This window comes from Porphyromonas uenonis 60-3 (assembly GCF_000174775.1).
Classification (GTDB): domain Bacteria; phylum Bacteroidota; class Bacteroidia; order Bacteroidales; family Porphyromonadaceae; genus Porphyromonas; species Porphyromonas uenonis_A.
In genome coordinates, this window is record NZ_ACLR01000182.1 from 129,941 (window position 1) to 152,717 (window position 22,777).

At 53.7% G+C, this 22,777-nt stretch carries 19 protein-coding genes and 1 tRNA gene; 8 read left to right on the forward strand and 12 right to left on the reverse strand.

The genetic code is table 11. The features are described from left to right. The first annotated feature begins 1 nt into the window (after window position 1). From cobM to PORUE0001_RS07460, 5 genes are all read left to right on the forward strand, one after another. Window positions 2–1,837 (forward strand): precorrin-4 C(11)-methyltransferase, encoded by a 1,836-nt coding sequence (gene cobM / locus PORUE0001_RS07440; RefSeq protein WP_007365800.1) that lies wholly within the window; start codon window positions 2–4, stop codon window positions 1,835–1,837. Further along, window positions 1,834–2,544 carry a precorrin-2 C(20)-methyltransferase gene (locus tag PORUE0001_RS07445; RefSeq protein WP_007365814.1) on the forward strand — a complete coding sequence of 237 codons (711 nt, stop codon included), beginning with the start codon at window positions 1,834–1,836 and terminating at the stop codon, window positions 2,542–2,544. The genes cobM and PORUE0001_RS07445 overlap by 4 nt, the downstream gene beginning before the upstream one ends. 205 nt (window positions 2,545–2,749) lie before the next feature. Then, window positions 2,750–4,894, forward strand: coding sequence for a TonB-dependent receptor plug domain-containing protein (locus PORUE0001_RS07450; RefSeq protein ID WP_007365755.1), 2,145 nt, complete (start codon window positions 2,750–2,752; stop codon window positions 4,892–4,894). 91 nt (window positions 4,895–4,985) lie between these two features. Next, window positions 4,986–6,014, forward strand: coding sequence for a sirohydrochlorin cobaltochelatase (locus PORUE0001_RS07455; RefSeq protein WP_007365729.1), 1,029 nt, complete (start codon window positions 4,986–4,988; stop codon window positions 6,012–6,014). Window positions 6,015–6,194: 180 nt separating this feature from the next. Then, on the forward strand, window positions 6,195–6,890 hold the full coding sequence (locus tag PORUE0001_RS07460; RefSeq protein WP_007365766.1) for a DNA alkylation repair protein: 696 nt from the start codon (window positions 6,195–6,197) through the stop codon (window positions 6,888–6,890). Window positions 6,891–7,215: 325 nt separating this feature from the next. Here the strand turns inward: PORUE0001_RS07460 and PORUE0001_RS07465 are convergent, their stop codons facing one another. Continuing rightward, window positions 7,216–7,977 carry an IS4 family transposase gene (locus PORUE0001_RS07465; RefSeq protein ID WP_007365830.1) on the reverse strand — a complete coding sequence of 254 codons (762 nt, stop codon included), beginning with the start codon at window positions 7,975–7,977 and terminating at the stop codon, window positions 7,216–7,218. Between the two features lie 51 nt (window positions 7,978–8,028). Then, on the reverse strand, window positions 8,029–8,367 hold the full coding sequence (locus tag PORUE0001_RS11155; protein WP_007365768.1) for a DUF4372 domain-containing protein: 339 nt from the start codon (window positions 8,365–8,367) through the stop codon (window positions 8,029–8,031). 343 nt (window positions 8,368–8,710) lie between these two features. Here PORUE0001_RS11155 and PORUE0001_RS07470 point away from each other — a divergent pair, with 343 nt between their 5' ends. Next, a complete protein-coding gene (locus PORUE0001_RS07470; RefSeq protein WP_039865789.1) occupies window positions 8,711–8,911 on the forward strand; it encodes a winged helix-turn-helix domain-containing protein in 201 nt (66 codons plus the stop codon). 152 nt (window positions 8,912–9,063) lie between these two features. Then, window positions 9,064–9,145 (forward strand) — tRNA-Leu (locus PORUE0001_RS07475). Window positions 9,146–9,279: 134 nt separating this feature from the next. Here the strand turns inward: PORUE0001_RS07475 and PORUE0001_RS07480 are convergent. The 10 genes from PORUE0001_RS07480 to PORUE0001_RS07530 all read right to left on the reverse strand — a co-directional run bounded on the left by PORUE0001_RS07480 (window position 9,280) and on the right by PORUE0001_RS07530 (window position 20,465). Further along, complete coding sequence (locus tag PORUE0001_RS07480; protein ID WP_007365744.1) at window positions 9,280–10,191, reverse strand: DMT family transporter; 912 nt, start codon at window positions 10,189–10,191, stop codon at window positions 9,280–9,282. 21 nt (window positions 10,192–10,212) lie between these two features. Further along, window positions 10,213–11,601, reverse strand: coding sequence for a Fe-S cluster assembly protein SufD (sufD, locus tag PORUE0001_RS07485; protein WP_007365825.1), 1,389 nt, complete (start codon window positions 11,599–11,601; stop codon window positions 10,213–10,215). Further along, window positions 11,598–12,362 carry a Fe-S cluster assembly ATPase SufC gene (gene sufC / locus PORUE0001_RS07490; protein ID WP_039865790.1) on the reverse strand — a complete coding sequence of 255 codons (765 nt, stop codon included), beginning with the start codon at window positions 12,360–12,362 and terminating at the stop codon, window positions 11,598–11,600. The genes sufD and sufC overlap by 4 nt, the downstream gene beginning before the upstream one ends. A 57-nt stretch (window positions 12,363–12,419) precedes the next feature. Further along, window positions 12,420–13,865, reverse strand: a complete 1,446-nt coding sequence (gene sufB / locus PORUE0001_RS07495; protein ID WP_039865791.1) for a Fe-S cluster assembly protein SufB — start codon at window positions 13,863–13,865, stop codon at window positions 12,420–12,422. Between the two features lie 55 nt (window positions 13,866–13,920). Beyond that, a complete protein-coding gene (locus PORUE0001_RS07500) occupies window positions 13,921–14,499 on the reverse strand; it encodes a CvpA family protein (protein ID WP_007365722.1) in 579 nt (192 codons plus the stop codon). A 12-nt stretch (window positions 14,500–14,511) separates the two neighbouring features. Next, window positions 14,512–15,498: a polyprenyl synthetase family protein gene (locus PORUE0001_RS07505; RefSeq protein ID WP_050771567.1), complete on the reverse strand. Its 987-nt coding sequence runs from the start codon at window positions 15,496–15,498 to the stop codon at window positions 14,512–14,514. A gap of 11 nt (window positions 15,499–15,509) precedes the next feature. Continuing rightward, window positions 15,510–17,453 carry an NAD(+) synthase gene (locus tag PORUE0001_RS07510; RefSeq protein ID WP_007365725.1) on the reverse strand — a complete coding sequence of 648 codons (1,944 nt, stop codon included), beginning with the start codon at window positions 17,451–17,453 and terminating at the stop codon, window positions 15,510–15,512. A 413-nt stretch (window positions 17,454–17,866) separates the two neighbouring features. Beyond that, on the reverse strand, window positions 17,867–18,427 hold the full coding sequence (locus PORUE0001_RS07520; RefSeq protein ID WP_007365791.1) for an RNA methyltransferase: 561 nt from the start codon (window positions 18,425–18,427) through the stop codon (window positions 17,867–17,869). 18 nt (window positions 18,428–18,445) lie between these two features. Continuing rightward, entirely contained in the window at window positions 18,446–18,787 is a 342-nt protein-coding gene (locus tag PORUE0001_RS07525; protein WP_007365836.1) for a translation initiation factor, read from the reverse strand. Window positions 18,788–18,797: 10 nt separating this feature from the next. Further along, window positions 18,798–20,465 carry a nucleoside kinase gene (locus tag PORUE0001_RS07530; protein WP_007365753.1) on the reverse strand — a complete coding sequence of 556 codons (1,668 nt, stop codon included), beginning with the start codon at window positions 20,463–20,465 and terminating at the stop codon, window positions 18,798–18,800. Between the two features lie 223 nt (window positions 20,466–20,688). Here PORUE0001_RS07530 and PORUE0001_RS07535 point away from each other — a divergent pair, with 223 nt between their 5' ends. Then, window positions 20,689–22,506: a Na/Pi cotransporter family protein gene (locus PORUE0001_RS07535; protein ID WP_007365785.1), complete on the forward strand. Its 1,818-nt coding sequence runs from the start codon at window positions 20,689–20,691 to the stop codon at window positions 22,504–22,506. Window positions 22,507–22,777 lie beyond the last annotated feature (271 nt).

Consider the following 22,777-nt stretch of genomic DNA (forward strand, 5'->3'; position numbering starts at 1 on the left):
TATGAATTCACAAACACGCATAGCGATCCTCGCAATCTCTCCCGATGGTCAAGCAATCGCACTCAAGATAGCGAGCGAACTGCCCGATGTAAAGCTCTATACGACACACCAGGAGAAGCTAAGCGAGGCATTCACCCTACTGCCCAGCCTAGCCGAGGGGGCTAAGACTCTTTTTGACGAGAGCGATGTCTTACTCTTCGTTTCCGCCATGGGCATCTGCGTTCGCACTATTGCTCCATTGCTCAGGGATAAGCACAACGACCCAGCAGTCCTCTGCGTAGACACCACGGGGCGGTACGTTATCTCCGTAGCTTCGGGACATATCGGCGGGGCCAACGAATGGACCGACCGCATTGCACACATACTAGGAGCCGAGCCAGTCATCACAACTCAGAGTGACCGTCAGGGGCTGTGGGCGTTAGACACCTTGGGTGCAGAGAGCGGGTGGAGTAGTGAGACCGCGGGTTGTAGTATGAACGCTGCCATCACCACCTTTGTCAATAAGCGCCCCGTCGCCCTGCTTCTCGAGATGCGCTCCGAGGGTACAGCCTATCTAGAGCGCACCCACCCAGAGCATGTGGACCTCTACTACCACTACGAGGAGATTGACCAAAGTCGCTACGACCTGCTTATAGCAGTGAGCTTTCGTCTGTTGGAGGGCTTGACCATCCCTTGTCTCTACTTCCGTCCGCAGCTCCTGCACCTCGGTGTGGGCTGTCGCCATCAGGCAAATCCCGAGGGTGTCGTGGCGCATATCCTCTCCGACATTCGTGCCAAAGGCTTTGCACCCAGTGCTATCGCCACGATCAATAGCATCGAGCTCAAGCGTGGCGAACCGATCCTCAACGAGCTGTCCCAGCACTTAGGCAAGCCTTGCCACTTCTACAGTAGCGACGAGCTAGCCACCATTGAGGTGCCCAATCCCTCGGAACGTGTCGCCACAGCCACTGGTTCAACGAGCGTCAGCGAAGCCTCCGCACTCGCAGCCAGTCAGGGTGGACTCCTTATTATAGAGAAGCAAAAGGGATGTCTCACACCGCAGAGCGACTTCACCTATAGCCTTGCCGTAGCTCCCGAAGGGTTGCCTCACGGGCATATAGAGATCGTTGGGGCGGGTCCTGGCGATCCTGAACTAATCTCCGTGCGTGGCAAGCACTTCCTCGAGCGAGCCGACCTGATCCTCTATGCTGGTAGCTTAGTTCCCATTGAGTTAACCTACTATGCCAAGGAGGGTGCCACTGTGAAAAGCTCCGCTGATATGAATCTCGAGGAGCAGTTTGCCTTGATGAAGGAGTTTTACGACAAGCACGCGCTCATCGTGCGGCTACACACGGGAGACCCCGCCATCTTTGGCGCGATACAAGAGCAGATGGCGCTCTTTGACGAGGCGGGTATGAGTTACCACATCACGCCCGGCATCTCCTCTTTCCTAGCAGCCGCCGCAGAGCTCAGGTCTCAGTTTACCATCCCTGAGCGTGTGCAGACTATTATCCTAACCCGAGGCGGCGGTCGTACGCCAATGCCCGAGCGAGAGCAACTGCACAAGCTCGCCGCCTCGCAGAGCACGATGTGCATCTACCTCAGCGCCACCCTTGCCGAGGAGGTGCAGCGGGAGCTACTCGTTCACTACCCGCCCACGACTCCCGTGGCGGTCTGCTACAAGCTCACCTGGCCCGAGCAACGGATCTATCGAGGTCAACTCTCCGAGCTGGCGCAGATAGTTCGCGAGCATCACCTCACGCTCACCACATTGATGGTCATCGGTGACGCCATTGACAATCGCGCTGGGCTCTCCAAACTCTACAATGACAACTTCAAGCACCTCTTCCGCCGATGAAAGCGCCACAGCCGATAGCAATCGTCTCCCTCGGCGCTGCTACGCCTGAGGACATTTCTATACGTGCCTATGGCAAGCTTCAGAAGGCTGACGAGATCTATTGCTTAGGCGAAGCCGCTCACCGCATCCTCGCTGCACTACCCGAAGGCTCCGCCCTCGCTCAGCGATGTCAGATCCTAGAGATCCCGATGAGTAGCGACCGCACAGAGGCGATCAGCTACTACGAGCAGCTTGCCACCCGACTGATGGAGCAGCAGGGTAGGGGGCTCGCCTGTAGCGTCGTCACCATCGGTGACGCTGGCACCTACGCCACGGTGCAGTATCTCGCAGACCGGCTACGTCAGGCGGGTGCCAAGATAGAGATCGTACCAGGGATACCTTATTATATAGCCGCAGCGGCAGCCTTTGGTGAGGGGCTGGTGCGCCAAGACGAGTCGCTTCTCGTGCTGAGCAAGGTTTTCAGTAGCTCCCAGCTCCGTGAGGAACTTTCGAAAGGAGTTACGGTGGTAGTGATGAAGCTCTCGCGCTGTGCCGACATCGTTCGTGAGGTCATAGCCGAGGACAACTACGACTTCATCTATGCCGAGCATCTAGGCAATCCCGATCTAGAGCTTCTCACCAGTGACCGTGACACATTCCTCTCCCGTCAGCCTATCCCTTATTTCTCGCTCATCATCATACGTCCCAGTCGAAGCATCTCCAAATAAGTCGCTCTCGCGACTCCGCAAACTCTCACAAATACCCCTCTGTTGGGTCGCATGACTCGTGTTATTTGCGGAATCTAGGACAAGATCTGTAGGTTGCTACGTAATGCTTTTTTTACTACCTTTGCAGTGAATAAAAGCTTCTCTAACCTAATCTATTAGCGTTGAAGTTGGGTTGCTTATTTAGATTAGTTCCCTTGACTGTCTTATGAATAAATATTTAGCTCTCGTTGTTCAGCTATTAGCCCTGCTACTCCCCACTACGCTTATAGCGCAGAGCGAGACACCGACTGATTCCCTCTCGGTCGTCAATCTTGACGAAGTGGTCGTGACGGGTACGGGAACAAACTACCTTCTCAAGAATGCGCCTGTGCAGACGGAGATCATCAATGCCAAGACGCTACAGAGCTATGGCTCGGCAACCCTCACAGAGATACTGTCGGGGCTGATTCCGTCGATAGACTTCAGCCATAGCGATATGGGTACCGCCATGCAGATGGGCGGGCTGGGAGATCGCTATATCCTTATCCTTGTGGATGGTAAGAGGTTGATGAGCGACCTCGGAGGGCAGACGAATCTAGATATGGTCGACCCGACACGCATCGAGCGTATTGAGGTGGTGAAAGGAGCTTCCTCCGCACTCTATGGTAGCGACGCTATAGCGGGTGTCATCAACATCATCACCAAGAAGAGTCGCGACAACCTATCTATAGACAATAGCACGCGTGTCGCCTCCTATGGAGTGATCAATCAGTCCAACGCTTTTCAGTATAAGGTGGGCGACTGGACGACGCTGACAGACTTTAATCTAAAGCACTCTGACGGTTGGCAAAACACAACCTGCGAAAATCCCAACCGATACGAAAAGCCTGTAACCAACTCAGTCAATAATACCTCCAATCCCTATCTAGACTGGCAGATAGGGCAGCACCTCTACTGGCGACAGGGCAAGCCACTCTCGGCCTATGTCGAGGGCAATTACTATCGCAAGGATATTCATCGCCCGACGGGTGTGCCCGACTACAAGACCTACGACTTCCGCTATCACAACACCTCTGCAGGTGCTGGTATGCGTTGGCAGACCCCACAGGGAGCTGTCCTGACGGCTCAGATGCAGTACTACATGCACGCCTATTACTACGTCTATACGGGTGAGACCTGGGCTAAGGAGTTCCTGCCAGATGGTCAGGAGCTCAGCTTCCCTTACTTCCCTGGAAATGTAGGGCTACAAAGCAATCAGCAGCGTATCACGACGGAGCTCAAGGGAGTCTTCGCACTTCCCTTCGATCAGCGACTCAGCGCTGGTGTAGACCTGCATCACAACTGGCTCATAGCACCACGCCGACTGGACGAGGATCGAGTTAATGACTTTCAGGCAGGCTTCTATCTACAGGATGAGTGGACACCCACGAGGAACTTCAACCTGACCGCAGGAGCTCGGCTAACCTATCATCCAGCTTTTGGAGCAAAGTTTACACCTAAGGTTTCCCTCCTCTACAAGCTAGGACCAGTCAATCTGCGTGCTACTTACTCCGAAGGCTTTAAGACCCCTACGATCAAGGAGCTACACTATCGATACGTTCGTCAGATGGCGATGGTCATACTCCATCTAGGTAATCCCAACCTCAAGGCGCAGACTAGTCGCTATGTCTCAGCTAGCGTTGAGTACCACAACCCGCTAGTCAACGTGAGTGCTACGGGCTATGCCAACTTCCTCGACAATATGATCACCCTCGTGACGATCCCGAGTCGAGAAGCCCCTGGTGATCTCATCGCATCCTACAGACCAGCTCGCGTGCGTCAGTACAAGAATATGGACAGCGCCAAGACTTATGGCGCAGATGTCACCGCTAAGTGGCGCATCTATAAGCAGTGGACGCTAACCACCAGCTATAGTTACCTTGACACAGAGGCACTCCTACACGATGATGATAAGGATGTGATGCGCCAAGTTACAATTGATGGTATGGCACACCACCGTGCCACCGTGGGACTGTCATGGAGCGAAGCTTTCCTCCACCAGCGCTACAAGCTGGCCGTAGGACTATACGGACGTATGCAGAGTACCCGCTACTATCAGGATGATGGCAACGGCAAGCCCTATCACCTATGGCGCCTTAACACGCAGCAGACGATCATACCCAATGAGAATTGGTCTCTTGACCTCAACATTGGCGTGGACAATCTGCTCAACTACTACGAGACCACACCTCACGGTCTGCACTACGGTACCTCTACGCCAGGGCGCACGCTCTACATGACCATGAGCGTTCACTTCGGCCGAGCCAAGCAGATCACACCGACCAAGCGCTCCTCTCGTCGCTCGCAAGCTCAGGAGGATGAGGAGGATTAGAAAAATCATCGTTCCCCACACCGTAACGTACACTACACTTTATCAAGCCAACACACACACAAATATAAAATCACTTATAACCCTATCAACAATGAAGAAGCTATTAACAATCTTATCACTCTGCGCTCTAGGACTAACCCTCCTGACCTGCGTAGGCTGCCAGGAGGACGACAACCTAGCTCTCTCAAATCACGACAAGAAGCTACAGGCTGTTACCAAGGAGGTGAAGGCAAAGAAGACCACAGACAAGGCTCTACTCCTCGTCTCTTTCGGCAGTACCTGGGATAAGCCTCAGCAGACCTTTAAGAAGGTACAGGAGGCCTTTAAGAAGAAGTTCCCTGACAGAGACCTCTACTTCGCTTTTACCTCTGAGATCTGCATGACACGTTGTGCTCAGAAGGGGTGGAACTACTACGCACCCAAGTTCTATCTAGAGGCTCTTGGAGTTGCTGGATACAAGGACATCGCAGTACAGTCACTACACATCGTACCTGGTGAGGAGTTCCTACGTATCCAGAACTGCATCAAGGACTTCCGCAACGATGGTGAGCACCCTGAGTTCGCCAAGACGACCGTTTATCTTGCTGGTCCACTACTAGAGGGCGATGATGACTGCAAGACCGTTGCTGCTGAGCTACACAAGATCTATGGCAAGGCTGTTGCTGAGAACAAGCTCGTTAGCTTCATGGGACACGGTAACCCCGAGAACATGAACTACGGACGCGGTAACGCACGCTACCACAAGATTGAGGAGGAGCTACAGAAGCTCAGCCCCAACTACTTCGTCGCTACCGTCGACATGGAGGGCAACCTGGTAGACGACCTGATCGCTCGCGCTAAGAAGGCAGGCAAGACCGAAGGCACGATGCTCCTACACCCGCTTATGTCTATCGCTGGTGACCACGCTAACAATGACCTCAAGGGTGGTGTCGATCCTCAGAATCCTGAGGAGGGAAGCTGGCGCTATGAGATGAACAAGGCTGGCTATAAGTGCACCCTAGATGACTGCACGATGAACGGACTAGCTGACTATCCCGCTATCGTCAACGTCTGGATAAGCCACATGGAGAAGGCGCTCGCTGGCGAGCCTCTCTACACTCCCGAAGAGGACGAGAAGTAATCTCAAGCACATCACTAAGTGACTGTGGAGGCTCTCCACATGCTCACGGTGGCATCATGTAATCAGTCCCCCATATACACTGTTCGTATATGGGGGACTGTGCTATTTAGACAAACTTGCTACACACCCTCCGTATGTGACCGAAGCCGAGTCCCGAAAGCAACACAGCGATTCACCTTTATGCAACAGTCTCCTCTTGAAGAAGCCTCCGCACTGCTCGCACAGCTGGAGCAGCGTCGTGAGCCAGCCTATGCCGACTTTATGGCACTACGCACCAAAGTCTCCTCACGACCCGAGAGCGTCCTCGGCATTCGTATGAAGTGGCTCCGACAGGCCGTAAAGCAACTCAGTTGCTTGCTCACACTCGACGAAGCCATCGCGCTACTTCACGAGAGAGCCTTCGCATGGTATGAGTACAAAATCATCTTCGGCGGGGTTATTGGTCGCTTAGCTACTCCTAATGAGGGGCTACTGCTCCTCTATCCCCTCTGCGATGGCTGGGCGGTGCCTGACTACTACAAGGAACTCCTCGCAGGCTGGGCGAGTAGGGGAGAGGTAGAGCGCCAGATACTCCTCCGCTCGCTAGCTGAGCATGCTCACGATGCCAATCCCTACGCACGTCGGCTCACCATCGTTGTTTGGCTTGATCTCATACGTCACGGCTTAGCCACCCCTAGAGCAGCACTAGACCATGTCGCACCGTTGCAACACGACGAGGCTTACTACGTTCAGATGGCTATAGCGTGGCTCCTTGCCGAGATGACGCTCACAGGTGAGCCCTTCCTCACGGAAGCCATCCGCACGGAGATCACCGACGCCACCGTGCTACGCATGTACCAGCAGAAGCTCCGCGACTCCCTCCGCAGTAACGCTTAGCCACGTGCCCGCCCCCCTCCCGCTAGCCACTCCCGAGCGCTCCCACACAGGGCTACTCATCTGATCGCTCCGATTCCCACCCCTCTAACCTCTAATATTGCTGTCCGATAAAAGTTTTTCAGTGGAAGAAGAGTCTTTTATTTCATCGGACAGCCGATTTACTCATTGAAGGACGCTTGTTTGGAAAACGGCTCTGTTGAAAGACCAGTAATATTTGGAGTTCAAGAAGGCGTTTTGCTCAAAAGGGGGGCTTGGAAATCAAAACTAGAAAGTCCAACCGCTTCAATTCAGCGGTTGAGCCCCCTCGGTATGCCCTTTTTGACTTTTATCGGACAGCAATATAATACATCAGTACAATCCTCACCATAGTCGCCAGGTCGGATAAGCTCCACGAACGCGTCAGCCCCCTCTTCATGATCATAAGTAAGAGATTGGCTATCAAAGTGACCCAGATCTGCAACTTGATAGCATTAGCACTCTCTCCATAGAAGTACTTTAAGGGGAAGTTCTGCTTGATCTGCTTGAAGAGAGGCTCTATGTCCCATAGCCTGTGATAGATCTCTATAATCTCTTCGCAGGGAAGCTCCATATCGTTGGTTAAAAGCGAAATGGGGCGATTCTTGTGGCCAATATAAGTGATGATGCGAGCTTGATGCTTGATCTCTTTTCGTACCTTGGTCTTGTGCTTAGTAAAGGTCACATATTGCTCGCGCACTAGGACGACTCCTTCGGGCGACTGGCAGATCACGTCCTTAGAGATCGTGTAGACTAGATTCTTCTTCATCTTAGTGACGTAGATCACCCCTCGCTGAGTCAGCTCCTCAAACTTCTCATAGCTGATGTAGGCGCGATCCATCGCTATGATATCCCCTTCGCTGAAGTTAGCGGGCTGTAGCATAAAGCTATCATTTGTGGCAGCCGATGTAAAGCGAACATCTGAAGGGACACCTTCGTTGGCATGAATCACAGTGTGTACCTTGACACTCCCCTTCTTTTTGCCAATTTTGGGGTGTCTTCCGACTCCTTTGAAGATGAGATTTGAGAAAAGGGAGATCGTAGTAGAGTCTATAATCTGAAGATGCTTCATCCAAGCAGAATTCCTGCCATGGTGGTTCCGGCTGTCCGAGGAAAGGTAGCTCTAGGATTTGGCGTACAAACCTCTGTAAATAGCCTCAAATATCGCCTCCGAGCGCCTTTTATTGGCGTCTGCTAGAGTGCTTTTAGTGGGCATCGTCTTGACTCCCAGGTGATTTAACTTATGCGTCTCAGACTGTAGGGAGGTGGTTATCTCGCGCAGTGAATCAAAGCGCTTAATCACTGCATAGAGCATCACAATCAGGTGAGTCCAAGCGTCAAACCGCTTGACATAGCGCTCTCCGCCTAGAGACTGACTGATACGAAGGACTTCTGCCTTGTCGATGAGCTGTACGATCTGAGCATAGAGTGGCAGTCCGATAAAATGCGTACTTCTGGGCATGGTTACGATGTAGTTTGTTTTTATCGCAAAAGTAACCATAAAGGGCTGATTCCTCTTATTTGGAGTCGGCCCTTTTTTTAGTCCCTATCTACCCCCCTCAAAAAACTTTTATCGGACAGCAATAATTTCCTTGGAAGAAATTGAAATCAGAGGAGATCTTGCAGTAGCTACAAGGTGAGGTTATAGTGCTACAGAGCGAGGTTTTAGCCATATTGCGCTCCTAGAGGAGAGGATTATAATGCGTCAGCCCTGACCACTTAACCTAGTCGCAAGAGCTGTATCAATCTTTTTCTGTAGCTTTGCTGTATAGAAAATCAAATACACTAGCACTATGGAAGAAAACATGATCGCCTACATCGGCACCAACGCAGGGCTCATCTGGAATGCACTCGACAAGCTCGGCAAGATGGACGTCAAGCAGCTTAAGAAAGCGACCAAGATACGTACCGAAAAGGATGTCTACGCGGCGCTCGGCTGGCTCGCCAAGGAGGAGAAGCTCACCTTCGTCTACGAAGACGGCACGCTGCTCGTCTCACTGCGCTAATATCTGCCTAGGTAGCTGACTAGTAGACTAGCCTAGATGTCGCAAATAGGGTAGCCCTACAAATCGTTATTCGTGAGACTGGCAAAATTAAAGTCATCCGAACGCTTGCTAATTCAAAGATTATTCTTACCTTTGCAGACGCAAACCTCGCTGCGGTCGTGGCGGAATTGGTAGACGCGTTAGACTTAGGATCTAATGCCGCGAGGTGTGTGGGTTCGAGTCCCACCGACCGTACAACGATAGAGAGACCTATCTGACACCCCTCATGGGAGCAGATAGGTCTCTCTCGTTTTATCGCTGACTATATAAGACTAGAAGCTTCTCTTGTCTAGAAAACGGGGATTTGGTTGAGTGAAGGGGGAGCTGAGCTATTCGTTGCGCAGGTGCTCACGGAGGAGTTGCTGGCGGCTTTTGCTACGGGTCACCATGAAGACTCCGAGCAGGATGAGGACCGCAGAGGCGACTTTGGTGAGTGTGAGTTGGTCTTGCCCCATCATGACGGCCAGCATGGAGGCAATGACGGGGATGCCATAGTTGTAGATGCTGACGACGGTGGGACGCAAACCTCTCTGTGCGAAGAGCAACAAGAGGTAGGCGACAAAGGTGGCGCCCACGACAACGAAGGCTAGTTGCCCGTAGAAGGTAGCATCGAAGCTACTCCACTCAGTGCGCATCATGTCGCGTATGCCCAACGGAGCGGAGCCGAGGAGGGAGATGACGAAGAGCCACTTCATCAAGGTGACAGGGTGGTACTTCTGTATGAGAGCCTTGAAGGAGGTGAGGTAGATGGCATAGGAGATGGTTGCTATGGCGCAAATCAGGTCTCCGAGCGTAGAACCAGCGGTGGAGGAGCCATTGGTGGATATGAGGAGCAGAGCGCCTGACGCTCCGACGAAGACGCCGATCCCCTTGAGCCGTGTGATCGGCTCCTTGAGCACGACGGCTGCGAGGAGCATGGTGACGATAGGTCCCAGTGTGGCGACGAGCGACTGATTGACAGGTGAGGTCATCGACATGCCAATGGCAAAGAGTCCTTGGTTGAAAAAAATACCAGTCAGAGAGGCTAAGGCCATTTTCCCCCAATCCTTGAGGTTGATGCGCTCTCGTGGCACCCAGATCGAAGCGATCCAAAAGAGTATCGTGGCGCCTAGGAAGCGGCAGAACATGTGCGTATATGGAGTGAGCCCCCCACCAAGGAGTGCCTTGGTGAAGGGCCCATTGATTCCAAAGATAATGGTGACGCATAGCATCACGAGGTGTAGTCTCCAGCGAGATCTCATTGCTATAGTTATAGAGCGTGCTTAGAAGATTAGCTTACCACACTGGCTACAGTGCGTCGGCTCGTTGCCCAGGAGACGATTGCGTACGATGCTCTCAATACGATCCCGCAGATCCTCTAGAGGCATGAGCGCAATAACGTCTCCGACGAAGGCTACGCTCAGCATGACTCGTGCCTCGTGCTCAGGGATGCCTCGCTGCATCATATAGAAGAGTGCCTCCTCGTCTAGGTGTCCCGTAGCCATACCGTGCGAACACTGGACATCGTCGGCGTATATCTCTAGCTGAGGCTTGCTGTACATGCGAGCCTCGGGAGAGAGGAGCATATTGCGATTGCTCTGGTAAGCTTCGGTCTGCTGAGCCGACTGAGCTACGAAGATGCGCCCCGAGAAGGCTCCCGTGGATTGCTCCTCGAGGAGGTTCTTGAAGAGCTGCGTGCTATGACACTTTGGCTTGATATGCTCGACACGGGTGAAGGTATCGACGTGCTGTGTGCCATTGGTTACAGCGACTCCACCTAGTATCTGCTCGGCACGCTCTCCGAGGAAGCGCGTCCGAAAGCTATTACGTGTGATCCCATTATTGAGCGTATAGGTAGCGAGGGTCACTTGGCTCTCTGCTCCTTGGCGTAGGAAGTAGGTGCAGGTGCGGTGCGTCTGGTGGCTATTCTCCTCCATATCGAAGAGCTTGAGCTGAGCACCATCGCCAACGTAGATCTCGGCCACTTGGTTGATGAGGAAGCTGGTTCGATCTATCGTGTGGTCGCAGACGAGGATAGAAGCCTCGGCACGATCACCGAGGATGATGAGCCAGCGACGAATGCAGAGGAGTGGCTCCTGAGCGTGGAGCAACTGCACAAGCTGCACGGGCTGCTCGAGCTGCATGCCATCGGGTACGTAGAGGACGAAGGCGTCCTGCACGAAGAGCGTGTTGAGCGCAATGGTGCCGTCGGTATCGACCTCGGCTATCTGCCCATAGTAACGCTCTGCTAGGTCGGGGTACTCCTTGACAAACTCTTTGATGGAGCCGACGAAGACTCCTTCGGGGAGCTTGCGCTTCTGATTGGCGTAGTGAGTGTAGAGGTAATTGCTGTTGAGAGCGCTCGCCTTGATGGTGAGGGCATTGACCGATAGATCACAGTTATACTGCGGAAGTTGCTTATGACCTGCTGGGGCTAGGTCTAGCTCCTGTAGATTGATCCCATAGTCGGGAGCGTAGAGTGACTCAATGTCTATACGCTGCCAATCCTCCATCCCTCGCTGGGGCAAGGCGTACTCGCTCAGAGCCTCCAGTGCGAAGTCTCTCTGCGCTTGTAGTACGGGTAAACTGTGCTGATCTATGTAATCCTGCTGAGACTGGTAAAGGTCTAGATACTGCAGGTGTGCGGTGGGTGGTTGCTTACGTGGACTCATTGCTTCTCCTCTTTAGCTACCTCTTCCTTGATCCAGTCGTACCCTTCGTCCTCTAGTCTGAGGGCTAGCTCGGGTCCGCCCGATGTGACGATCCGACCTTTGTATAGGATATGGACAAACTGTGGCTTGATGTAGTCCAGCAGTCGCTGGTAGTGGGTGATGACGACGCAAGCGCTGTCGGGACGCTGGAGCGTGTTGACTCCGTGAGCGACAGCTCGTAGAGCGTCAATGTCTAGTCCGCTGTCGGTCTCATCAAGTATCGAGAGACGTGGCTCAAGGACTGCCATCTGGAAGATCTCGTTGCGCTTCTTCTCACCACCGGAGAAGCCCTCATTGACCGAACGCTTGAGAAGACGATCGTCGAGACCGACCACCTCGCGCTTCTCTTTTAGCATCTTGAGGAATTCGCCTGCGGGCATTGGCTTTTCGCCCTGAGTCTTGCGACGCTCGTTGACAGCCGAGCGCATGAAGTTGACCATGCTCACGCCTGGTATCTCTACGGGATACTGGAAGCTGAGGAAGAGCCCAGCGTGTGCTCGCTCTACCGCATCCATAGCCAGCAGATCCTGACCAAGATAAGTCACTTCGCCAGAGGTTACGGTAAAGGCTGGGTGTCCTACGAGGACGGACGAGAGGGTGCTCTTGCCACTTCCGTTGGGTCCCATGATAGCATGCGTCTCACCCTCACGGATGGTGAGGTTGATCCCTTTGAGTATTTCCTTGTCGCCTATGTTGGCGTGGAGATTCTTTATATCGATTATTACGTTGCTCATAGTAGTGTGTAATCTGTATCTGTATAATGTGTAGCGGGGGCCGTGCTAGCCGACACTCCCCTCGAGGGTTACAGAGAGGAGCTTCTGCGCCTCAACGGCAAACTCCATCGGGAGCTTGCTCATCACCTCACGGGCGTAACCATTGACGATCAGGCCGACCGCCTCCTCGGTGGTGATGCCACGCTGGTTGCAGTAGAAGAGCTGATCCTCATTGATCTTCGAGGTCGTTGCCTCATGCTCCACAACCGCAGAGTCATTACGTATGTCTGCGTAAGGATAAGTGTGCGCCCCGCAATGGTTGCTCAGGAGAAGGCTGTCGCACTGTGAGTGGTTGCGCGCATTCTCGGCTGAGGCCGCAATGGAGACCAATCCACGGTAGCTGTTTTGGCTACTACCGGCCGAGATACCCTTGGAGACGATGGTGCTACGGGTATTGCGCCCGAGATGGATCATCTTCGTGCCAGTGTCTGCCTGCTGGTAGTTGTTGGTCACAGCGACAGAGTAAAACTCTCCCACTGAGTCGTCGCCACGCAGGATGCAGCTTGGATATTTCCACGTGATAGCCGAGCCCGTCTCAACCTGTGTCCACGAGATCTTACTTCGGTCGCCACGGCATAGTCCACGCTTAGTCACGAAGTTATAGATACCGCCTCGTCCGTCCTTGTCGCCTGGGTACCAGTTCTGGACGGTCGAGTACTTGACCTCAGCGTCGGTCTCAGCGATGATCTCAACGATGGCTGCGTGGAGCTGGTTCTCGTCACGCATCGGAGCCGTGCAACCCTCCAGGTAACTCACGTAAGCCCCCTCGTCTGCCACGATGAGCGTACGCTCAAACTGTCCCGTATTGGCCGCATTGATGCGGAAGTAGGTCGAGAGCTCCATGGGACAGCGCACGCCCTTGGGGATATAGACAAAAGAACCGTCACTAAAGACAGCCGAGTTCAGCGCTGCGAAGTAGTTGTCGTGCGACGAAACCACCTTGCCTAGGTACTTACGGACAAGGTCTGGATGCTCACGCACCGCTTCGTTGAAAGAGCAGAAGACGATGCCCAGCTCCTGAAGTTTCGTGCGGAAGGTGGTCTTCACCGAGACACTATCCATGACCGCATCGACCGCCATATTGCCCGAGAGCATCGCCCGCTCGTGGAGCGGTATGCCGAGCTTGTCAAAGGTCTTCTCAATCTCTGGATCTATCGTGTCATCTCCTTCGTTTTTGTGACGAGGAGCCGCATAGTATATAATGTCTTGATAGTCTATCTCGGGGATCGAGAGATGCGCCCAGTCAGGACGCTCTAGGGTGAGCCAGTGACGGTAAGCCTTGAGGCGGAACTCTAAAAGCCACTCGGGCTCCTCTTTCTTTGCCGAGATGAGACGTACCACCTCCTCGTTGAGACCCTTGGGGATAGTCTCCGTATGGACGTCAGTCACGAAGCCATACTTGTAGTCCCCCTGGGTGATGTCGTCAAGGATATCCTCACCCGTCGGTGTCACCGCACGTACCTCTGGTTCGGCAGCTGTAGGGACTATTTGCTTAGGATTATGTTCGTTATTCACTTGATTGTTGCTTTAATTGTTTATCCTGCCAAGAGGTCAGGTCGCCTAGTGCAGCCCACGGGATCAAACCTCGGACTGGGTCGTATAGTCTAGACTTGTCTCGCTGATCCTGTGGAGGCTCAGTCGGCTTTCCCTCTTCTGTCGGAATGGTAGGCAACTGCGCTAGCACCCCTCGTGGCAGTATGAAGTCGGTTAGATTAAAGATAAGGCTAAAGAATATGATGACGAAGGCTCCCGTGAAGAGAGCTCCCATAAGTTTATTGACAACTGAGAGTGACGAACGCTTAATCGCCCTCACCGTAGGCCGTGCGAGGAAGGCTATGCCCCAGCATGAGAGCGAAAAGGTCGCTACATAAGCACCCACCACCGCCACCCCGTGGGGTAGTCCGAAGGTGCGAGAGATCCAAAGCGCTACGGGTACGCCTATCCAGCGAACCAGTACATAGCCGACGGTGATGCCCAGCACACCAATCAGAGCTGATACGACACCCCGCTTGAAGCCCTTGAAGAGCGCCCAAGCCATACAGCCCATGACCATAAAGTCTATCCAATTGAGCGTATCACCTTCCATACTCCTCGTCAGCTACTTCTGTCTCTCTCCTAGTAATGTGATAAAGCGCTCTAGTGTCTCTCGCGTGGCACTCGGTGCGAAGCTCCTGAGCAGGTCGATCGCCTCTCGGAGTATCTGCTGGATCTGTCTCTCTGTGTAGTCAATGCCACCACGCTCACGAGCTATGCGGAGGAGGTAGTCTATTGAGTCCGCCTCGATAGGTTGTTGTAGATAGGAGATAATCTCGTCTCGCTCCGTGGGGGTCGCATGGTTGAGGACATAAAGCAGAGGGAGAGAGACCTTGCCCTCAATAAGATCGTGACCCGTAGGCTTGCCCACGTCCTGGAGCTTGTCATAGTCAAAGAGATCGTCCTGTAGCTGGAAGGCACGCCCCATTAGTTGCCCGAGACGTGCACAGCGCTCCACCTCTTCGTCGGTAGCGTTCACGCTCAGAGCTCCCAGCTTAGCGCTCGCCTCAAAGAGCGTTCCCGTCTTGCGATCCACCACAGCGTAGTAGTCCTCCTCACGATAGGTGTGCGCCTTCGAGAGAGAGAGCTGCATCAGCTCCCCAATAGAGAGGTTGCGTCCAGCCTGGGCAACGACACGTAGCATCTCCTGGTTGTGCTCTCGAGAGACTATCTCTAGGAAGGCGGTCGAGAGTACATAGTCTCCCATCAAGACCGCCTGATGATTGCTATAGAGCGCATTGAGCGTAGGCTGTCCACGCCGTGTGTCCGACCAGTCGATGACGTCATCGTGGATGAGCGAGGCGGTGTGTAGGAGCTCTATGACGAGTGCAGCAGCGAGCGTCCGCTCATTAGTCTGACCAGCGCATAGCTGAGCGCATAGCCCCACGATGATCGGACGAACGTGCTTGCCCGAGGAGTGCTGCAGATGCTCTAGAGCGTGTGACAGTACCGATGCATCACTCTGTAGTGACCGCTTGAAGACCTGCTCGAACTCTTTGATAAAGTCCGCTATCGGGATCAACAGCCGTGTTCGCTCCTCTTGACTCATCATCGCTCGCGTCTCTATGCCTCTAGGTTCTCCACCTCTTGGAGCCACATACTGCTCACCGCATCGCTCGGCATGCGCCACTCCCCACGTGAGGAGAGCGATACACTCAGCACCTTAGGCCCATCGGGCATCGCATTGCGCTTGAACTGCTGAGAGAAGAACCGCTTGAAGAAGACTCCCATCCAGTGCTTGATCTCTTGGGGCGTGTAGGCTCCCTCGAAAGCAACCTTGGCGAGGTAAAAGATCTTCTTTGGCTCAAAGCCATCCAGTAGGAAGTGATAGATGAAGAAGTCGTGTAGTTCGTACGGCCCCACGAGGTTCTGTGTCTGCTGCTCGTTACCTGTTTTGGTATCTTTGATCGGCAGTAGCTCAGGACTAATAGGCGTAGCGACGATGTCTTGTAGCGTCGTGGCCAGTGGCGTGTCTCCAGCCTTGTGCGTAGCATACCACCCGACGATCAGCTGTACGCTCGTCTTCGTGATTCCACTATTGACCGCATACATAGACATGTGATCCCCGTTGAAGGTGCACCACCCCAAGGCTATCTCAGAGAGGTCTCCCGTTCCGATCACTGGCGCGTGGTACATATTAGCGAGGTCCATCAATATCTGCGTACGCTCACGTGCCTGCGCATTCTCAAAGGTCGCATCCTCCCGATTGCCCTTATAGTCGATGGCCGAGAGATGCTGCTCCGTCGCCTCCTTGATATCTATCTCACGGATCGTCACGCCCAGCGCCTGCATCATAGCATAGCCGTTGCGATAGGTGCGCTCGGAGGTGCCAAAGCCAGGCATCGTCACCGCAATGATCTGCTTGCGATCCAAGCCCAAAAGGTCAAAAGCCTCTGCCGTCACCAGTAGCGCTAGTGCCGAGTCCAGCCCGCCCGAAATGCCGATCACTGCATGCTCCGCACGCATATGCTTGAGGCGCTGTATCAGCCCGCACACCTGTATCTGAAACATCTCGTGACAACGCTCCTCAGGGTTCGCCCCCTCAGGCATAAAGGGATTGCGATCTATGACACGATCCATAGGCTGTGACTTCGCCTCAGAGCGTAGTGTGAAGGGGATGCTCTCCAGCTCCTCCTCATCGGTAAAATGATTGACCGCACTCTTGAAGCTACTATTGATCAGGCGCTCACCATGGATACGAGACACATCGATGTCGCTCACGATCATACGCTCCTTGTACTCAAAGCGGCGCATCTCCTTGACGATCTTGCCCACCTCAGCGATAAACGCTTTACCCGTGTAGACCAGATCGGTCGAGCTCTCGCCATAGCCACTAGAGGCGTAGACGTATCCACAGATAGACTGCGACGTGGCGCCACTGATTAGTGAGCGCAGGTAGTCATGCTTGCCCGCATTCTCATTGCTCGCTGAGAGGTTGAAGATGATATGCGCACCATAAAGGCTCAGGCGTGTACCTGGCGTAAAGGGAGTCCACATATCCTCGCAGATCTCGATACCGATGCCCACCTGTCCACACTTGAAGATGATGTTGCGCCCGATAGGCACCGTATGCGATCCCATCTGCACCGTCTTATATTGTAGCGAATCACTGGGAGAGAACCAGCGCTTCTCCTGAAACTCTCGGTAGTTCGGCAGATAAGTCTTAGGGATCGCCCCTAGGATCTTACCGTGCTGGAAGGCGACCGCCCCGTTGAAGAGCTTCTCCTCCACCTTCACCGGCATACCGACGATCACCATCACGTCAGTCTCAGCCGTCTCCTCGACCAACTGGCAGAGCGCCTTCTGCGCTTGATCCAGAAGGAACGACTGGTGAAAGAGGTCCCCACACGTATATCCCGTGATAGAGAGCTCAGGGGTCGTAAGTATCTCTACTCCCAGCTCCTCCGCCTGAAAGATCATCTCCTTGATGCGGCTCGTATTGTAGTAGCAGTCAGCCACTCTGACGTAGGGCACAGCGGCCGCTACCTTGACATATCCATAGTTCATACCTTCGGCTATAGTCTCTTATAGTGCATTACGCTACAAAGATACAAAATCATTGCCGTCTATCCTCATGCACCCACTTCGTAGCAAGGGGAGATACTCTATAATCCGCCTCTCTAGGAGTGCAATATGGCTAAAACATCGCTACGTAGCGCTATAGACTCACTTTATAGTTGTTTCTAGATCTCCTCTGATGTCAATTTCTCCCGAGGAAATCGCAGATCTCCAGGGAGCAAACGAAAATTCTCCACGGAACCGGGAAATAAAAGTTCGGAAGAATGAAATGAAACTTCGGAAGAAGCAAATCAAAGTTCCGAAGAATTTTTTCGTATCTCCGTGGAGGATCAAAAAGCTCTACCGAGGAATCCTTCGATTTCCTTGATAGTGCCGTCGGTGAAGTCATCTACTAGGATGCCTTAGCCTTGGGTTAAGCGATGGTGCCGTTCTAGGTAAGGGGTGCAGAGATCGTAGATGGCTATGCCCGTGGCGACGCTCACATTGAGCGAGTGCTTGGTACCGTACTGAGGAATCTCGAGGCAGTAGTCAGCATACTGGATCACCTCGTCAGAGACGCCGTGCACCTCATTGCCCACGATCAGCACGGCACCACGGTCGTCTAGTGCTGGTTGACTGCCGAGGGTGATGCTCTGGTGTGTCTGCTCGAGGGCGAGGATGGTACGTCCCTCCTGTCGGTACTGCTCTAGTGCCTCGATGGCGGAGTCTAGGTGTCGCCAAGGGACCGCCTCCTCGGCTCCGATGGCGGTCTTGTGGAGGAGCGGGTGGGGCGGACAGCCTGTGATGCCAACGAGGAGGAGCTCCTCTATGCGGAAGGCGTCTGCCGTGCGAAAGATGGAGCCGACATTGTGCATGCTGCGTACGTTGTCGAGGAGTATGGTGAGAGGTACCTTGGAAGCGGTGTGGTACTCCTCGGTGGTGAGGCGCTGCATCTCTAGGATAGAGGTTTTCTCTATAGGCATAGCGGGGTGGGGGCTTTTTTACTTGGTGTCTTTGTACCCTTTGGACTGGAGGAGCTTGATGAGCTTCTCCTTATTGTTTTGCTGGATCAGTATCTCGCCATCACGTGTGGAACCACCGCAACCGAGCGACTGCTTGAGCTGGCGGGCGAGGTCTGCGAGGTCGCTGTCGGAGCCGACGAAGCCTCTGATGATGAGCGCCTCCTTGCCCGCACGTCCGGCGCGTGAGTACTCAATGCGTAGTCGCTGCTGAGTGGCGGGCAGGGTATCTACCTCAAGGCTCTCGGCTTGTGGCGTCCAGTCGGGATCGGTGCTGTAGACGATACCGCCCGTGGCGGGGGCTTTGCCCTTTTTCTTGCTCATAGCTGTGGGGTTAATAGTGAAATGAACTACCTCCGATGAATTCACGGAGGAGGGAGGTCGAAGGCACCACGTCAAAGGGGGCGGGGCGCACATGCTCTAGAAAGCGCAGCAGGCGGCGAGCCTCGCTGTACTCTTGGACACAGGCGGGAACCTGGTAAAGGATGCGCTCGGCAAGCGTCTTGAGGACGGCAACTTCGTACATGAGGGCACTGTTGAAGAGGACATTGGCTCTCTGCTGATAGGGGAAGATCCATCGCTCCTCACCAGCCCGCACGCTGTGCCAGCGACTGATGGTGTCAATGGCTGAGTAACCTCTATACTTGTGGTCTCGCACCATGCGCCTCAGGAGACGTATATCGGTGCTAGGAATACGGTTGTGCGCATCCAGTCCGATGGCTGTGAGGGCGCTGATATAGATATTGTAGGTCAGAGGCTGTAGGTCCTCGGGGATAAGTCTTGGGTTGAGCGCATGGATGCCCTCGATGAGGAGCAGGTCGCCCTCACCGAGCTGTAGGAGCTCCTTCTGATAGACTCTAGCACCTTGGTTAAAGTCGAAGATTGGCATGTCAACCAGTTCGCCTGCTAAGAGACGACGCAGATCACTCGCAAAGAGCTCTAGGTCTAGTGCCTCAATGTGCTCATAGTCGTACTCGCCCTTGTCATCTAGTGGGGTGAACTCACGTGCGACGAAGTAGTTGTCGAGCGAGAGCTGATGGGGACGAAGGTAGTTCGCCATGAGTTGCAGACGTAGTCGCTTGGTAAAGGTGGTCTTGCCCGACGAAGAGGGGCCCGCCACGAGTACGATGCGTACGCCCCTCTCGTAAGCTTCGGCTATCTCAGTGGCTATGGCGGCAATCTCTTTCTCCTGAGCTGCTTCGGCGACCTGTACGATCTCGGAGAAGTGACCCGTGGCGATCGCTTTGTTTAGGCTCCCCACATAGCTAACGTCAAGGAGGTTGAGTAGGCGAGACTGCTTGTCAAAGACTTCGCGCATCGGCTGCTGAGGCTCGAAGGGTGTTAGCTCTGTAGGTTTCTCTAGAGCAGGTACGCGTATGAGTACGCCTCCGAGGTAGGGGACGAGGTCGTAGAGCTGGACTTGTCCTGTGGAGAGGAGTAGGGAGCCGTAGTAGTTGTCGGGATAGCCATCGAGATAGTGGTAAGTGACGTAGGGCTGTCCGCTGGAGGTGATGAGGTCTACCTTGTCCATCTCTCCCATGGCGGTAAAGATCTGCACGGCCTCCTCGGCAGGCACGGTGCGACGCTCGAAGGGCAGGTCTGCCGCAATGAGATGGTCAATGCGTCGCTTGACGAGGGCTAGCTGCTCCTCGGTAATCCCCTTATCACCACACTTGACTACGCTAAAGTAGCCCCCCGAGAGGGAGTGGCGTACGCTCAGATGGTAGTGGGGTAGCTCGTCGTGGAGCGCCTTGGCAAAGAGAAGGCAGAGAGAGCGCAGATAAGTGTGCCGACCGCTCTCCTCGGTGAGGCCGACGAACTCAACCTGACAGGACTCGCGGAGCCTCCAGTCGAGTGCTACGGTAAGGTTGTTGACTCGTGCATTGACAGGCTCGAAGCCGAGCGTCGTGCGGTAGCTCTGAGCTATCTGATAGAGCGTGGCTCCAGGGGGAACGCTCAGGTATTCGTCGAGATTGGTGCAGTATATAGATAGATTCTCCATAAGAATGTGGGAATTTGAACCAAAAGGTTAGGTTAGGCAGTCTAAAATCGCTACCTTTGCGTTGCGAAGTTACAAAATAGCTATCACCGAGCGACCATCATGAGTGGCACGAGATGGCTTAGTCGCATAGGAATGCGGTATGACTATGCGCCTTTAGCCTGAGCAATAGCTTGGGTGTGGGGGGGCTTTCGCTCGATAATGATATACAAACAACGATATACTCATGACGTTTACTCTGTTTGACTTTATCTATCTGCTGGGCTCGCTAGGACTCTTCCTCTTTGGTATGAAGATCATGAGCGAAGGCATCCAAAAGGCTGCGGGCGATAGGATGCGTCAGATCCTCTCAGCGATGACCTCTTGGCGAGTTTTAGGGCTCCTCACGGGTGTCTTGGTGACAGCCTTGGTACAGTCGTCTAGCGCTACGACACTGATGGTCGTTAGCTTTGTCAATGCGGGACTCCTCCAGCTAGGACAGGCGATCTCGGTCATTATGGGTGCCAACATTGGTACGACCGTCACAGCGTGGGTCATCACGCTCTTTGGCTTTAAGATAGATATATCGACCTTTGCGATACCGCTCTTTGCCGTCTCTATACCGCTTATCTATATGAAGCGAGAGCAACTTAACTCGCTCGGTGAGTTTCTCATCGGCTTCTCGCTCCTCTTCCTCGGCTTGCAGTTTCTCAAAGACTCTATGCCCGACCTGCAGAGCCATCCCGAGGCGCTCGCCTTCCTGCAGGGCTACACCGATATGGGCTTTGGGTCTATCCTGCTCTTCCTCTTGATTGGTTCGGTTATGACGCTGGTGGTGCAGTCGTCCAGTGCCACAGTGGCGATCACACTCATTATGTGTTCGAAGGGCTGGATCCCCTTTGAGATCGCTACGGCGATGATCCTAGGCGAAAACATCGGTACTACCATCACGGCCAATCTGGCAGCCCTCGGAGCTAATGTCAATGCGAAGCGTGCTGCACTCTCTCACCTGCTCTTCAATGTCTTTGGCGTGCTACTCGTCTTGATCTTCTTCTACCCCTTTACCAATATGATCGCCAACTGGCTCGTCAATATGGGCGTAGGAGATCCACGTGAGCTATATGCCTACACCACTCAGCTCAGTCAGGTCTATGACCCTGCGAGCATGAGTGCCATCGCCTCGACAGACACCTTAGCCGATCCAGCTCTAGCTGCAGTACAGGCGCAGATCATGAGCCTGGCTACGACGGTCTCGATAGGTCTGTCACTATTCCACACTACCTTCAACTTGCTGAACGCCTTCGTCATGATTTGGTTCGTGCCAATCTACGTCAAGATCTGCCAGCGCGCTATCCCTGTGAAGAAGTCTAAGAAGGGGGCTACAGAGCAAACGCACCTACGATACATCCGTGCTGGTATCCTCCCGACGGGTGAGATCGGGCTACTACAGGTGCAACAAGAATTGGCTGAGTACGCTAGTCGAGTCACGCATATGATGTCGTACTGTGAGGGTATGCTCAAGACGGACAACCCCATAGACCTCAAGAAGCTCTACAACAAGTGCGAGCAAGAGGAAGATATATCTGATGCTGTCGAGGTCGAGATAGCGGACTACCTCAATAAGATCTCTCACACGGAGCTGGGTAGGGAGTCGCAGAGCGACATCCTCGTCTACTATCGTGTGGCGACCGAGATAGAGAGTGTAGCTGATGCGGCTGTGGGTATAGCGCGTGAGATCAATCGCTACCACCAGCTCGGTAAGAGCTACACCGATATGGTACGAAACAACCTCCTCCAGATCCATGTGATTGCTACGAAGACGGCTCTCAAGATGTCTGAGCTACTCCGTCGTGACAAGCTCTCGGAGGCGGACGCTCGTGAGAGCTATACACTGGAGAAGCAACTCAACGACCTGCGCACCTTGCTGAAAGCGCAAAACATGGACAACGTCCGTACGCAGAAGTACGACTACCCCGAGTCCGTAAGCTATATGGATCTCGTAGGCTACTACGAGCAGCTGGGTGACTACGTGCTCAACGTCGTCCAGGCCGCTACCAAGGGATAGGAGAGACGTCTATTCGCAGACCCCTCTGCCTAGCTTCTAATACAAATAGCGATACCTACTGACGCAAACCGTCAGGACGCAGCATCCGTGCGTTCTGACGGTTTGTGTATGTGCAAAGGACTACTCGTGAGACTTGCTGTGTGTACATCCCCCTAAAAAACGCCTGAGACATTGGTTCCAACAGGTTGAAACTAAAGTTCCAACCCCCTCTGGAACAAAAGTTTCACCTAGGTGAAACTCCAGTTTCACCCGTATGAAACTCTAGTTTCTT

What these genes read in the sequence shown, in the direction of transcription:
- cobM (WP_007365800.1), top strand. Translation starts at nt 2, where the DNA reads ATGAATTCACAAACACGCATAGCGATCCTCGCAATCTCTCCCGATGGT.
- PORUE0001_RS07445 (WP_007365814.1), top strand. Translation starts at nt 1,834, where the DNA reads ATGAAAGCGCCACAGCCGATAGCAATCGTCTCCCTCGGCGCTGCTACG.
- PORUE0001_RS07450 (WP_007365755.1), top strand. Translation starts at nt 2,750, where the DNA reads ATGAATAAATATTTAGCTCTCGTTGTTCAGCTATTAGCCCTGCTACTC.
- PORUE0001_RS07455 (WP_007365729.1), top strand. Translation starts at nt 4,986, where the DNA reads ATGAAGAAGCTATTAACAATCTTATCACTCTGCGCTCTAGGACTAACC.
- PORUE0001_RS07460 (WP_007365766.1), top strand. Translation starts at nt 6,195, where the DNA reads ATGCAACAGTCTCCTCTTGAAGAAGCCTCCGCACTGCTCGCACAGCTG.
- PORUE0001_RS07465 (WP_007365830.1), bottom strand. Translation starts at nt 7,977, where the DNA reads ATGAAGCATCTTCAGATTATAGACTCTACTACGATCTCCCTTTTCTCA.
- PORUE0001_RS11155 (WP_007365768.1), bottom strand. Translation starts at nt 8,367, where the DNA reads ATGCCCAGAAGTACGCATTTTATCGGACTGCCACTCTATGCTCAGATC.
- PORUE0001_RS07470 (WP_039865789.1), top strand. Translation starts at nt 8,711, where the DNA reads ATGATCGCCTACATCGGCACCAACGCAGGGCTCATCTGGAATGCACTC.
- PORUE0001_RS07480 (WP_007365744.1), bottom strand. Translation starts at nt 10,191, where the DNA reads ATGAGATCTCGCTGGAGACTACACCTCGTGATGCTATGCGTCACCATT.
- sufD (WP_007365825.1), bottom strand. Translation starts at nt 11,601, where the DNA reads ATGAGTCCACGTAAGCAACCACCCACCGCACACCTGCAGTATCTAGAC.
- PORUE0001_RS07500 (WP_007365722.1), bottom strand. Translation starts at nt 14,499, where the DNA reads ATGGAAGGTGATACGCTCAATTGGATAGACTTTATGGTCATGGGCTGT.
- PORUE0001_RS07505 (WP_050771567.1), bottom strand. Translation starts at nt 15,498, where the DNA reads ATGATGAGTCAAGAGGAGCGAACACGGCTGTTGATCCCGATAGCGGAC.
- PORUE0001_RS07510 (WP_007365725.1), bottom strand. Translation starts at nt 17,453, where the DNA reads ATGAACTATGGATATGTCAAGGTAGCGGCCGCTGTGCCCTACGTCAGA.
- PORUE0001_RS07520 (WP_007365791.1), bottom strand. Translation starts at nt 18,427, where the DNA reads ATGCCTATAGAGAAAACCTCTATCCTAGAGATGCAGCGCCTCACCACC.
- PORUE0001_RS07525 (WP_007365836.1), bottom strand. Translation starts at nt 18,787, where the DNA reads ATGAGCAAGAAAAAGGGCAAAGCCCCCGCCACGGGCGGTATCGTCTAC.
- PORUE0001_RS07530 (WP_007365753.1), bottom strand. Translation starts at nt 20,465, where the DNA reads ATGGAGAATCTATCTATATACTGCACCAATCTCGACGAATACCTGAGC.
- PORUE0001_RS07535 (WP_007365785.1), top strand. Translation starts at nt 20,689, where the DNA reads ATGACGTTTACTCTGTTTGACTTTATCTATCTGCTGGGCTCGCTAGGA.